10 protein-coding genes are annotated in these 13,228 nt (G+C 42.0%); 7 read left to right on the top strand and 3 right to left on the bottom strand.

The window, feature by feature from the left end:
- The first annotated feature begins 29 nt into the window (after positions 1-29).
- The 5 genes from BM386_RS15650 (at position 30) to BM386_RS15630 (ending at position 6,686) form a co-directional block, all read left to right on the top strand.
- Entirely contained in the window at positions 30-698 is a 669-nt protein-coding gene (locus tag BM386_RS15650; protein ID WP_091696012.1) for a DUF3575 domain-containing protein, read from the top strand.
- A 163-nt stretch (positions 699-861) separates the two neighbouring features.
- Complete coding sequence (locus BM386_RS15645; protein ID WP_091696147.1) at positions 862-3,261, top strand: TonB-dependent receptor; 2,400 nt, start codon at positions 862-864, stop codon at positions 3,259-3,261.
- Between the two features lie 294 nt (positions 3,262-3,555).
- Entirely contained in the window at positions 3,556-3,834 is a 279-nt protein-coding gene (locus BM386_RS15640; protein ID WP_170857108.1) for a carboxypeptidase-like regulatory domain-containing protein, read from the top strand.
- A 149-nt stretch (positions 3,835-3,983) separates the two neighbouring features.
- The gene (locus BM386_RS15635; protein ID WP_091696009.1) at positions 3,984-6,218 is read left to right on the top strand and encodes a S9 family peptidase; all 2,235 of its coding nucleotides are present in this window, start codon (positions 3,984-3,986) and stop codon (positions 6,216-6,218) included.
- A 63-nt stretch (positions 6,219-6,281) separates the two neighbouring features.
- A complete protein-coding gene (locus BM386_RS15630; protein WP_091696007.1) occupies positions 6,282-6,686 on the top strand; it encodes a carboxypeptidase-like regulatory domain-containing protein in 405 nt (134 codons plus the stop codon).
- A 1-nt stretch (position 6,687) separates the two neighbouring features.
- On the opposite strand, the gene BM386_RS15625 is transcribed toward BM386_RS15630, so the two are convergent.
- Entirely contained in the window at positions 6,688-6,870 is a 183-nt protein-coding gene (locus BM386_RS15625; protein WP_091696005.1) for a CPXCG motif-containing cysteine-rich protein, read from the bottom strand.
- Positions 6,871-7,104: 234 nt separating this feature from the next.
- Here BM386_RS15625 and BM386_RS15620 point away from each other — a divergent pair, with 234 nt between their 5' ends.
- The gene (locus BM386_RS15620) at positions 7,105-8,199 is read left to right on the top strand and encodes an ATP-binding protein (protein WP_091696003.1); all 1,095 of its coding nucleotides are present in this window, start codon (positions 7,105-7,107) and stop codon (positions 8,197-8,199) included.
- Between the two features lie 70 nt (positions 8,200-8,269).
- On the opposite strand, the gene clpB is transcribed toward BM386_RS15620, so the two are convergent.
- On the bottom strand, positions 8,270-10,885 hold the full coding sequence (gene clpB, locus BM386_RS15615; protein ID WP_091696002.1) for an ATP-dependent chaperone ClpB: 2,616 nt from the start codon (positions 10,883-10,885) through the stop codon (positions 8,270-8,272).
- Between the two features lie 255 nt (positions 10,886-11,140).
- Here clpB and BM386_RS15610 point away from each other — a divergent pair, with 255 nt between their 5' ends.
- Positions 11,141-11,650: an ORF6N domain-containing protein gene (locus tag BM386_RS15610; protein ID WP_091696000.1), complete on the top strand. Its 510-nt coding sequence runs from the start codon at positions 11,141-11,143 to the stop codon at positions 11,648-11,650.
- 51 nt (positions 11,651-11,701) lie between these two features.
- On the opposite strand, the gene BM386_RS15605 is transcribed toward BM386_RS15610, so the two are convergent.
- Positions 11,702-12,961 carry a dipeptidase gene (locus BM386_RS15605; protein WP_091695999.1) on the bottom strand — a complete coding sequence of 420 codons (1,260 nt, stop codon included), beginning with the start codon at positions 12,959-12,961 and terminating at the stop codon, positions 11,702-11,704.
- Positions 12,962-13,228: the final 267 nt, after the last annotated feature.

Here is a 13,228-nt window from a genome sequence, read left to right as displayed (position 1 = left end):
ATGAGACAGTTAGTTAACTTAGACCTGTAATGAAAGAGAGGTTCTGGCTTAGCATTTTAATCAGTCTATTTTTCGGGATATTACCCTTCAGAAACTACGCACAGCAGTCTTTGGAGCTCGACCAAACACTTTTACTAAAAACTTCTCCCCTCGCATTATTGGATCCTGAAACCATTGTGATTCAAGGAGGAATCGAATACTTTTTCAGTCCCAAATTTAGTATTCAAACAGAGTTAGGAGTTAACGGTGGAATTTTTAAAATTCCTTCAGGCAGAGGCAAAAACGAAGATTTCAACTTATGGAGAAGCAAAAACGAACTGAAATTTCATACCAATAACCATTATTGGGGACTAGAATTATTTTTTGTGAACAAGGAGTTTATTCGAACAGATGATTACTTTTTTTCCTCAAATACTAAAATCTGGTATAACAAAGCGCATATTGACTTTCAGGTTTTAGGGTCGGGATTGAAATTCGGGAAGCAGAAATTTATCTCTCAAAATTTACTCTTAGACACTTTCATTGGAATAGGATTTCGATCTAGAAATAGAAAAATAACTATGCTGGAACTCTCTCCAATTCAAGAGAAGGAAGAGGAGTATTTTTTGAGCAGTGACCGATACAGATTCAATGGAAGAGATTACATCCCTCATATTTCGGTAGGAATAAAAGTAGGCCTCCTTCCCCAAAAAAATTGAACAATGTACCAACGTACCGCAAACTTTCATCAGGCAATTTAGACCTTTAGTCATTTTTCCAATGTATTTAAAGATAAATCAAAATATCTTCCCATAATTTTCTAACCAAACCACATTTGCTTTGGAAGAAATCGGCTTAACCCAATACCTAAACCGGCTCCTGATGTCTCTCCCATTTCCGCCCCAAAACGGTAAATTCCTACTTCTCCAATTCTTGAGCTTTTTACTGTGCCTTCCTTTAGTTGCGCAGCAGAACCCCAAGGGAACTATCAATGGAACTGTGCTGGAAGAAGGTTCGGAAACACCCCTACCCTTTGCCTCCATAGGCATTTACACTGCGGCAGACAGTTTGGTTTCAGGTGGGTTATCCGATGACAACGGCAAATTTCGAATAGATATTCCCAATGGTGAGTTCTATGCCTTGGTGGAATTCATGGGCTATGAGCCGCATAAAACGGCCACTTTCACGATTTCAAAGGCATCTCCCACCCACGAATTAGGCTTGCTCCCAATGAAAATCTCTGCCGAAAATCTGGATGAAGTTTTAGTACAAGGCGAAAAAACAACCATGGAACTTTCGCTGGACAAGCGAATATTCAATGTGGGAAAAGACCTGGCAAATGCCGGCGGAAATGCCAGTGATATCCTGATGAACCTGCCCTCTATCGCCGTGGATCCCGAGGGAAATGTACGCCTGAGAGGATCGCAAAATGTCCGTATCCTGATCGATGGAAAACCTTCCGGACTGGTCAGTTTCAAGGGTAGCGCTGGGCTCCGCCAATTGCCCGCCAATATGATCGAACGGGTAGAAGTCATCACCAATCCATCAGCGCGTTACGAGGCAGAGGGTATGGCCGGCGTGATCAATATTATCCTGAAAAAAGACAACAACCAAGGCTTCAATGGATCCTTTGAAGTAGTGGGAGGAACTCCTACCAATCTTGGTTTTACAGCCAACCTCAATTATCGACATAAGCGAATCAATTGGTTCATCAACTACGGGCTTACCTACAGGCACTCGCCAAATGTGGGCGAACTGTACCAGGAAACTTACGGCGAAGACACCACCTTTATTCTCAACCAAAGCAATGAAGGAGTAGTCAAAAGCATGAATAACAACATCAGAGGAGGTTTGGATTACTATTTCAGCGAAAACAGCATACTCACGCTTTCCTACCTATGGAGAAGATCTGATGCACATAGAAATACCGATATCCGATATGAGGATTCTTGGAATACCCTTGAAAACCTGCGGGGCTTTACCCTAAGAAATCAAGATGAAACGGAGCAGGAGCCGAACTCTGAAATTTCCATGAATTACAAGAAAAGCTTTGAGCGAAAAGGACATGAACTGACCGGCACCCTGACTTATCTGAATTATTGGGAAAATTCTGATCAGACTTTTACCCAAAATTCCTACTTGCCGGACGGTACTCCCCTAGCTGGCTCGGCTCTGGTCCAAACCTCCCTGAATGACGAATACGAAAACCAATACCTGGCAATGCTGGATTACGTACAGCCTTTTGCTAAGGAAGGAAAATTCGAAGCGGGATTCAGAACCAGTTTTCGGGAAATGAAGAATGATTACCTGGTAGAGGAAAAAAATGAAAGCGGGGAATTCGAGCCTGTACCTGGCTTGGACAATATTTTCCTTTATGATGAAAACATACTGGCCGCATACGGAATACTCGGGAATACCTCAGGCAAATGGAGCTACCAAGGCGGACTCCGCGTAGAGCATACAGATGTAAAAACCACGCTAGAAGAAACCAATGAGGTAAATCCCAGAAAATACACCAATCTCTTCCCTAGTGCGCACCTGACCTATAACATTACTCCTGAAAATGCCTTTCAGGTCAGCTACAGCCGCCGGGTTCGCAGACCAGTTTACAACGACCTCAGTCCCTATGTCACCCTTTCAGATGCCAGGAATTTTTTCAGCGGAAATCCAGATCTGAACCCGGAGTACACCAATTCATTCGAGCTAGGCCATATCAAATACTTTGACCTGGGCACCTTGTTCACTACAGTTTATTACCGAAGCACAGATGACAAAATTGAGCGACTTCGCACCGTGGATGAAGATGGAAACTCAAGGACTTTGCCTTACAACCTCAATGGAGAAAATTCCTTTGGGGTAGAACTGACCAGTGACTATCAGATCAGAGATTGGTGGAAAATAGACTTTAATGTAAACTTCTTCCATGCTAGAATCGATGGGACCAATTTCCAAGATGGATACGAGACCAAAACGACCTCCTGGCTTTTCCGTCAGACATCCAGATTTACAGTAGCTGAAGGTTTGGACATCCAGGTTAGGGCAAATTACGATGCCAGACAAAAAACCGTCCAGGGAGTGAGAAAAGGCATATTCTTCATGGATCTTTCCGCCAGCAAAAGTGTATTTCAAGATCGAGGAACTTTAGTTTTCAATACCACTGATATCTTCAATTCACGAAGAAACAGATACAACAGCGAAGGCGTGAATTTCTATACGGAAGGTGATTCACAATACCAGCGAAGACAACTGATCTTAACCTTGAGCTATAGATTAAAGCAATAAATAAATTAAGCCAGTTTCGGATCTGTTTTTAGTTTACCCGGACAATTACCTTCAAGCTCCCTTCTAACCAAAAATCAATCGTTGGTTTTGAAATTCAAGTATGAGGGGGATTTGCAACTGTAAAAATTTAATTTTCAATAACTTGAAATATTTAAGAGTTTTTAGTTACTTGAGTTTGACTAACTTTTATCTTTTAAGCTTATGAACATATCCGGATCGATTAATATTCGCGTTCTCTTTTTTATAGGGATTTTCTCTTGCCTCGCTTTTAACCAGGCGTCTTTCGCTCAAAAAATGGAAAAACCACCGACTACACCACTTGTCAGAGGCCAAATTATTGATAAAGATGCTTATTCAATAATCGGTGCCACTATTATTGTGGATGGTTCGACCAAAGGCGTAGTCTCTGATCCAAATGGATTCTTCGAATTAGATCTTAGCCAATTCACAAAAAAAAGTATCACTTTGACTGTGCAATATGTTGGAAAGGAAACCAAATCGATAGACGTGAAAATCAAAGAGCTTCCAAAGTCATTGGGACAAATCAAAATGAAAGATGCCGCTTTGCAATAGCATCGCAAAAATTAACGACAGCAAAACCACATCCATAGGAAATGTAGAAAACAGGTCAAATTGACCTGTTTTTCTTTTGGATTGACCTCTCATGAAAAGTCTTGGGATATTCTCTTATTTTTGATGACTTCAGTTTAAACCCAGCGTTCATGCATTTTCCAAGACATTTTCTTTCACTAGTCATCCTCTTCTCACTAGTCGCCACCTCCGTTATTGCTCAGCAAAAAGACCTTTTAACCCTAGAGCGGATATATGCTTCCAATGAATTTCGGCAAGAAAGACTTCAACCCATTCAATGGATAGAAAATGGGGACGCCTACGTCACCGTGGAAAATGGATATGAACTGGCGAGATGGGATAGCAAAAGCCTAGAGAAAAGCATTTTTGTGCCAGGATCGGCTTTGCAAAGCAATGGAAAACCCCTTCAAATCGAGTCCTTCAGTCTTTCGGAGGATGGATCAAAAGTGCTGATTTTCACGAATTCAAGTAGAGTTTGGAGGTCCAATACCAAAGGGGACTATTACGTTTACGACCTGGAAAGCGGTGCGTTGAAGCAATTGGGTCAGGACTTTGAGCCTTCCTCTCTTATGTTTGCAAAGTTTTCTGCTGACAACTCAAAAGTCGCTTATGTACAGAAGTTCAATTTGTATTTAGAGGACTTTGAAACAGGCGAAGTCACCCAATTAACTTCTGATGGTACGGACAAAATCATTAACGGAACTTTTGACTGGGCTTACGAAGAAGAGTTTGGAAAACGGGACGGATTTGCCTGGAGTCCAGATGCCAAATTCATTTCTTTTTGGCAAATTGATGCCTCCAAAATCGGCACCTTTTACATGATCAATAATACCGATTCAGTTTATTCCAGACCCATTCCTTTACAATACCCAAAAGTGGGCGAAGACCCTGCCGGCGCGAAAATCGGCTTAGTTGACATCGCATCGCAAAAGACCAAGTGGATTCCGATTCCGGGAGGAGAAAAGGAAAATTACCTTCCAGGAATGCAGTGGATCAATGATGATTTGCTTTTAATTCAGCAGATGAACAGAAAGCAAAATCAACTGACCATTTGGACTTATAAACCTTCCCATGAAGAACTGAAAAAGATTTATGTAGAATCTGAAAAGACTTGGGTGGATTTGGCTTATCCTGACTTATCCAGATATGGCTGGAGCGACAATAGTTTGCCTCTGGTGGATGAAGGAAAAGCTTTTCTCCGAATGACCGAAACTGATGGCTGGAGACATATCTACAAAGTGGACATTGCTTCTGGAAACAAGACTTTACTCACTCCGGGAGAATATGACGTCGCTTCTTTTGGCGGTCTTTCGGACAAAGAAGTTTTCTTTATCGCCTCTCCTGAGAATGCTACCCAGCGTTACCTGTATGCCATTGATTTGGCTGGCAAAGGAAAACTGAGACGGGTAACTCCTGAGGCTTTCGAAGGAGTAAACACTTATGATATCGCTCCAAATGGACAAGTTGCGGTTCATAATCATCAAAGTACTTCAGATCCTTTGACTACGAGATTGATCTCTTTGCCAAAGCATGAGGTGCTGAAAACTTTAGTGGAAAATCAGGCTTACAAAACCAAACTAGCTTCGCTTAAAACCCCTGAAATCAAATTTACCACTGTGACTACTTCTGAAGGTGTGACGCTGGACGCAAGAATCATTTATCCGGTTGATTTTGATGAGACAAAGAAATATCCGGTGCTTTTCCATGTGTATGGCGAGCCATGGAGCACAGTAGCGACGGATACGCAAGTTGGGCTTTATAATATTATGCTAGCGCAAAAAGGCTATTTCATTATCGACATGGACAATCGTGGTACACCGACATTGAAAGGAAGCGATTGGAGAAAAAGCATTTATAGAAAAATCGGCGTTATCAACGCCCAAGATCAGGGTCTGGCCGCCAAGGAATTACTTAAACTTCCTTACTTGGATGAAAGCCGGGTAGCCGTCTGGGGATGGAGCGGAGGAGGCTCCATGACTTTAAATCTGATGTTCAAATTCCCAGAAATTTACCAAACCGGCATGTCCGTGGCTGCGGTTTCCAATCAGCTGATTTATGATAATATCTATCAAGAGCGATACATGGGATTGCCTCAGGAAAACATGGAGGACTTCGTGAATGGATCACCGATCACCTATGCCAAAAACCTGGAAGGAAATCTGCTGATTGTACACGGAACAGGCGATGACAATGTGCATTATCAAGGGGCAGAAATGCTCATGAATGAGCTCATCAAGCACAACAAGCAATTCCAGATGATGCCCTATCCAAACCGATCACATGGGATCTATGAGGGAGATGGAACCTCACTTCACTTATACACATTGCTGACGAATTATTTGATGGAGCACACGCCAGTGAATTAGTAATCAAATAATTAGGATTATTCAACTATTTTATTTTTCTTACTATTAAATTTTAGTAGAACTATGAAAAATACATTAAAAGATCCGCACAAACGTAAGCTAAGAAGGTTAAACATTGGCATTTTTACTGCCTTTTGTTTATTCCTAGGTGGTTTAGCCTTCTCTATCTCACACCTCACTGCCGCACCTGACACAGAACAACTCAGGCCAGATAAAAAGGTAAAAGGTCTTATCCTCTCACCAGATAAGAAGCCTATCCCAGGAACGGTCATCAAAGTCAAAGATGCAACTACCGGCACTGTCGCGGATATTAATGGGAACTTTTATTTGGATTTAGAATATTTTGATCAAGAAGAGGTAACTCTAATAATCTCTATGATTGACTATCAATCCAAAGAAGTAGTGGTTAACACAAAAAAACTACCAAAGGACCTGGGCAAAATTACCTTACCTAAAGAGATTAAATAGGTTATTGTTCAATTGATTTAGCTTCGAAAGAAGCGATATCGTTTTCTTCAATTGAAATATTAACTTCAATCGGATTACAGCAAACTTCACAGTCTTCTATGTACTGTTGCGAAGGAAGTGAAGGGTCAACCAAAATCGATATCTCTGCCAAACAATAAGGGCATGGGAAGAAATGTTCAAGCATTTTCTAAAGTAATCAAATCCATAATTCTTGTCAACTGACGGAATTTACATTAATTACATCAATCAACTGACGGAATTTACATTAATTGAGTCAATCAACTGACGGAATTTACATTAATTGAGTCAGTTTACTTTTTAATTTCTCAGAAAAGAGCTTACTTTGTGCTGTATTTCAATAAGATAGACAGTGCAAAATATCCCCAGAGCATTACAAGCCGATTTTGATCGGAAACTTATGCCAAATAAGGTATTGATGATTCTTGGCCCGAGAAGGTCTGGGAAAACTGCGCTTGTACGTCAATTTACCAAAGATGTTGATCCTCAACAAAGTCTGATTCTCAATGGAGAAGATGTGCTCGATGCAGCGCTTTTGCAGGAAAGATCAGTGGCGAACTATAGCCGCTTGCTGGCCGGCAAAAACCTGCTGGTCATCGATGAGGCCCAACATATTCCGGAGATTGGTTTGATCTTGAAGCTGATCGTTGATAGTATCGAAGGCATTCAGATTATTGCTACGGGCTCTTCTTCTTTTGATATGCATCAGCAGGTGGGCGAGCCACTGGTGGGGAGGAAAAATACGTTGTTTCTGTACCCTTTGGCACAAATGGAATTTGCCCAAGTGGAAGATTTCAAAACTACGCTGGAAAAACGTGAAGAACGCCTGATCTTCGGTGGTTATCCAGAACTGACCCGCTACCCTGACTGGAAAGACAAGGAAGACTATCTCTATCAGATCATGAACGATTATCTCTTGAAAGACATTCTGATGGTTGATGGGGTGAAAAATTCTGATAAACTGTACGCCCTCCTTCGGTTGGTGGCTTTTCAGGTTGGAAAGGAAGTTTCGCTGGAAGAACTCGGCAAGCAACTCGGTATGTCCAAAAATACTGTAGAACGCTATTTGGATCTGCTATCTAAAGTATTCGTGGTATTCAAAATCGGCGGATACAGCAGAAACCTCCGCAAAGAAATCGTAAAAAACAGCCGCTGGTACTTCTACGACAATGGAGTGCGAAACGCCATAATCCGGAACTTCAACAGACTTGACCTTCGGGCTGATGTGAGTGAACTTTGGGAAAACTATCTCGCTGTAGAACGGATAAAATTCCAGAATTACAGCCATATGCACTGCAATAACTATTTCTGGCGAACCTACGACCAGCAGGAAATCGACTGGGTGGAAGAAGAGGGAGATTCACTTCGGGCTTATGAGTTCAAGTACCAATCCAGCAAAACGTCCAAAGTTCCTGGTGCATGGGCCAAAGCTTATGCTCATGCCAGTTACGAAACCATTCACACTGGGAATTACCTAGATTGGATCGGGGCTTAACCCCTTGATTCAAAAAACCCTTGAAGCCAAACTGGCCTCAAGGGTTTGCTATTTTTATGGTGATTTTAAATTACAATTCCACCGTTTCCACATTCTTGAAATATACCTGCTTATCCGCATCCAAGTCCACTAAAACAGCAGAATCATTTTTAATGTAGCCAGATAAGATTTGCTTGGACAGCTCATTCAAGATCAATCGCTGCATAGTTCGCTTTAGCGGTCTTGCCCCGAAGTTGGCATCGAATCCCATTTCTCCCAGGTAATCCAAGACCTCCTTGGTCGCTTCGATTTCTATTCCAGCTTCTGACAATCTATGCTGAATCTCTCTCCACTGGATATCCACGATTTTCCGGATGATCCCCTTATTCAGTGGTTCAAACATAATCGTCTCATCGATACGATTTAGAAACTCAGGTCTAACAGATTTCTTCAACAAATCGAAAACTTCTGCTTTGGTTTTTTCCAAAACATCCTCCTTGTTCCACTCTTCCATCTCAGCAAATCGCTCTTGGATCAGGTGCGATCCGATATTTGTAGTCAAGATGATGATGGTGTTTTTGAAGTTGGCGACGCGGCCTTTATTATCTGTCAATCGCCCATCATCCAACACTTGCAAGAGGATATTAAATACATCTGGATGCGCTTTTTCGATCTCATCTAGCAAAATCACAGAATAAGGTTTTCTACGAACTGCCTCAGTCAGCTGACCACCTTCATCATAACCCACATAGCCCGGAGGCGCTCCCACCAATCGACTGACTGCATGTCTTTCCTGATATTCGGACATGTCGATACGCACCATGGAATTCTCATCATTGAAGAGGTATTCTGCCAAAGCTTTCGCCAGTTCAGTCTTACCTACGCCGGTGGTACCCATAAAGATGAAACTTCCTATCGGCCGCTTTGGATCCTGCAAACCTGCACGGCTTCTACGAACCGCATCTGAAAGTGCTGTGATCGCTTCTTTCTGCCCTGCAACTCGTCTTCCAAGCTCTTCCTCCAAGTGCAGTAGTTTCTCCCGCTCAGATTGGATCATCTTATTCATTGGAATTCCGGTCCATTTAGAAACCACCGCAGCGATGTCTTCCTGGTCCACTTCCTCTTTCAGCAAAGGAGATCCAGCCTGCATTTCTGCCAGCTGAGATTTGAAAGACTCCAGCTTTTGCTCAGCTTCCACGATTTTCCCGTAACGGATTTCGGCTACTTTGCCGAAATCCCCAGCTCGCTCGGCTTGCTCGGCTTCCAGTTTGTAGTTATCAATCCGCTCTTTTTCACGTTGAATGCCCATAATCACAGCCTTTTCGCTCTCCCACTTGGCCTTTACACTATCACGTTTCTCAGCAAGCTCAGCAAGCTCCTTACTCAGGACCGATTCCTTGTCATGGTTTTTCTCTCTTCGAATGGCTTCCCGCTCGATTTCCAACTGCATGATTCTACGATTCAACTCATCCAGTTCTTGTGGTAAAGAGTCAATCTCCATCCTCAATTTAGCCGCTGCCTCATCCATCAAGTCAATGGCTTTATCAGGCAAGAAACGGTCAGAAATGTATCGCTGCGAAAGTTCTACTGCCGCAATCACCGCATCATCTTTGATACGAACTCCGTGGTGAAGTTCATATTTATCCTTGATCCCGCGAAGAATTGAAATCGCATCGGCCGCATCTGGCTCATCGACGATCACGGCTTGGAATCTTCTTTCCAAGGCCTTATCCTTCTCAATATACTTTTGATATTCTTTCAAGGTAGTTGCACCTATAGCATGCAATTCCCCTCTAGCCAAAGCGGGCTTCAGCAAGTTAGCCGCATCCATAGCTCCTTCTCCTCCACCACCTGCACCGATCAAAGTATGGATCTCGTCAATAAAGAGAATAATCTCTCCTTCCGCATCGGTTACTTCTTTGATAACAGCCTTTAGACGCTCTTCGAATTCTCCTTTGTATTTGGCGCCTGCTACCAGCAAGCCCATGTCCAAAGAGATCAAGGTTTTGGATTTAAGATTTTCTGGCACGTCACCGGACACGATTCTTTGCGCCAGCCCTTCTACGATTGCAGTTTTACCCACACCCGGCTCACCCAAAAGGATCGGGTTGTTCTTAGTTCTACGTGCCAAGATCTGAAGCACTCTTCGTATCTCTTCATCCCGGCCAATCACAGGGTCAATTTTCCCTTTTCTGGCCATTTCGTTCAGGTTTTTAGAGTATTTCTCCAAAGCCTGGTATTTGCTTTCTGCGTTTGGGTCGGTCACTTTATTGCCTTTTCTTAGTTCTTTTATGGCTTCGATCAGCGGTTTTTCAGCTATCCCCTGATCTTTTAGAATTTGTGCTGTCGCATCGCCTGCGCTCAATATGGCCAAGAGCAAATGCTCGATCGCCACATACTCATCCCCAAAAGTCTTAAGGTAGTCCTTTGCCTTTGTTAATACCTGATTGGAATAATTGGAAAGGTAAGGCTGCTGTCCTCCGCTTACTTTGGGAAGTTTTGCCAATCGCTCATCCAGTTTCTGATTGATCAATTGCTTGCTTGTGCCAAATTTCTTAAATAGAAAATCCGTCACATTCTCGTCTTCAGAAAGAATGCCTTTCAGCAAATGAGCTGGCTCAATATTCGGCTGCCCTGCTGCAGCTGCCAACTCCAAAGCTTTTTGAATCGCCTCCTGAGATTTTATTGTGAATTGTTTAAAGTCCATGTTATAGTTGATTAATAGTGGTATTTAAATTTAATATTGAGGGCTGAGATTCACTCTATAACTTAGCCTCTCCCCCTAACATCAAAACTACTTCCAATAACTTTTTTCGGTCACAATGGCTGGAAAAGTTGGATTTTACAGCATAAAACGGAAAATCTGGCAGAATTTTATTTGGAATATGGTGATTTCACGACATTATGAGTGTTTATAACTCTATATTATTATATATTAGTTTACACTTTTTAAACATCATTTATGAACGAACTTTTAAACGAGGAACAAGTACTTCAGCTAATCCACAAGATCCGTCAGCAGAAAGTTATGCTAGATTCTGACCTAGCAGAAATGTATGGCGTGCAGACGAAAGTTCTGAACCAAGCAGTCAAAAGAAATTCTGAAAGATTTCCCGAGGATTTCATGTTTCAACTTACTTCTGAAGAATGGGAAAACTTGAAGTCACAAAATGTGACCTCAAGTTGGGGAGGTCGCCGCTCCTTGCCCTATGTATTCACAGAGCAAGGAGTAGCCATGCTTTCATCAGTCCTTAGCAGCTCACGAGCCATTCAGGTTAATATCACAATTATTCGGACATTCGTCAGGATTAGAGAATGGGCGCTTAACTATTCAGAATTGCAAGAAAAAATCCAGGCCTTGCAAGATGCCGAGTCCAATCAAAATCAACACATCAATCATATCTATCAATTGATTGAAGAACTTCTAAAACCTACCCTAAGTGAAAGAAAAGCCATTGGGTTTAAAAAGTAGAACCCTGCTTCCTTTCTAAAAGCAGGGTCCAACTGTATAGATCAATAGTAATTAGGACTGACTCGCGGCATAATCTTCCACCGCCTGCCAAACTCTGAATACATTTTTATAACAGATTTTTTCGATCTCTTCCTGAGAATACCCTCTTTTCAAAAGCTCAGCGATCAGATTTGGATACATGGACACATCTTTCAATCCTGTAGGCAGAGAATCTCCCACCCCGTCAAAATCAGATCCCAACCCCACATAATCAATTCCCACCAGATTTTTCACATAGTCAATATGATCTGCAACTCGTTGAACGGTCGGAAATGGATTATTCGCAGCGGTATATTCAGCGATATAAGCTTGAGCGGCAGAATCTCTTCTAGAAAGATTGTTTTCAGCTAGGTAATTTACGAAATGCTCACGCACCTTATCTGCTCCTGCGGCATAAGCTGAATCTATAAAAGTCCCACCAAAATTGATCATCATTACTCCACCGTTTTTGGCAAGTGCCTGTATCAATTCATCATTCATATTTCTCTCAAAGCCGGGCGTAAAGGCTCTAACTGAGGAATGAGAAGCTATCGCAGGCACTTTGGTAATCGCCAGGGCATCCTTAAAGGTCTCATCTGACACGTGCGACACATCCACCATAATTCCTACTCTGTTCATCTCCGTCACAACTTGCTCACCGTACTCACTAAGACCATTATATAGCCTTACGGTGTCGTAGCTACTGTCTCCGATCAAATTGGCTTTACCGTGAGTCAATGTGATGTAACGAATTCCACGTCCGTGAAAATATTCCACATTGGAAATATCATCTTCCAGCGCCGATCCATTTTCCATGCCCATAGGTAGGGACACTTTGCCTTCGGCAAAATTCTTTTCTATATCAGCCGGACTATATGCCATAGCAAACTTTTCCGGAAAAGTCTCTGCCAAGCGCTCAGTCATCAAGATCAAGGAATCCGCCAAGGCTTTGGAAGAACCCGGGGTTTGCTGTAAACCTGCAGGAATATAAATCGACATAAAAGGAGCATCAAGTCCTCCTTCTTTGGATCTAGGAAAATCAAAATTTCCATCAGGGGTACGAACCGAAACGTCCAGAATTTCTCGCTGAAGCGTAAAACCTCCTACCTTCATACGATAAGGAAGATCCACATGTCCATCGACCATGATGGTTTCATGGGCCATTTTTTTAGCCACTTCCAAACGCTCTTCATCAGACATTTGAGTATAATCAACCTCCGTCTCTACTTTTTCTTTGGGTGAGCAGGCAAAAGCGATACTAGCTAATAATGCTAAGCTTAAATATTTTCTCATAAGTTGGTGGGTTAGTATAGTAGGAAAGATAATTAGATTTTAATTGAGAGCTTGAATTAATCCATTAAAGGCAGAAATGCTAAATTTATTGGCGAACAAAAAGAATTTTTCACCCAAGAATCCTAGTTTGACAGAAAATAAGCTGAAAGTATAAACACCAGAAACCCCTGATTCAAATAAATGTCTTACACGGGATTTTACTATTCAGTAATAAATTTAGAACTTTATAAAAAATAGGAGATGAATATTCTTCCGATAACTTTCTAA

Source organism: Algoriphagus locisalis, assembly GCF_900116615.1.
In the GTDB taxonomy this organism is placed as follows: Bacteria; Bacteroidota; Bacteroidia; order Cytophagales; family Cyclobacteriaceae; genus Algoriphagus; species Algoriphagus locisalis.
This window is presented reverse-complemented; position numbering and strand designations above follow the sequence as displayed.

Bases quoted from the DNA above. Each gene is read 5' to 3' on its own strand.
- BM386_RS15640 (WP_170857108.1), top strand. From the start codon at position 3,556: ATGGAAAAACCACCGACTACACCACTTGTCAGAGGCCAAATTATTGAT.
- clpB (WP_091696002.1), bottom strand. From the start codon at position 10,885: ATGGACTTTAAACAATTCACAATAAAATCTCAGGAGGCGATTCAAAAA.
- BM386_RS15635 (WP_091696009.1), top strand. From the start codon at position 3,984: ATGCATTTTCCAAGACATTTTCTTTCACTAGTCATCCTCTTCTCACTA.
- BM386_RS15610 (WP_091696000.1), top strand. From the start codon at position 11,141: ATGAACGAACTTTTAAACGAGGAACAAGTACTTCAGCTAATCCACAAG.
- BM386_RS15605 (WP_091695999.1), bottom strand. From the start codon at position 12,961: ATGAGAAAATATTTAAGCTTAGCATTATTAGCTAGTATCGCTTTTGCC.
- BM386_RS15625 (WP_091696005.1), bottom strand. From the start codon at position 6,870: ATGCTTGAACATTTCTTCCCATGCCCTTATTGTTTGGCAGAGATATCG.
- BM386_RS15620 (WP_091696003.1), top strand. From the start codon at position 7,105: ATGCCAAATAAGGTATTGATGATTCTTGGCCCGAGAAGGTCTGGGAAA.
- BM386_RS15650 (WP_091696012.1), top strand. From the start codon at position 30: ATGAAAGAGAGGTTCTGGCTTAGCATTTTAATCAGTCTATTTTTCGGG.
- BM386_RS15630 (WP_091696007.1), top strand. From the start codon at position 6,282: ATGAAAAATACATTAAAAGATCCGCACAAACGTAAGCTAAGAAGGTTA.
- BM386_RS15645 (WP_091696147.1), top strand. From the start codon at position 862: ATGTCTCTCCCATTTCCGCCCCAAAACGGTAAATTCCTACTTCTCCAA.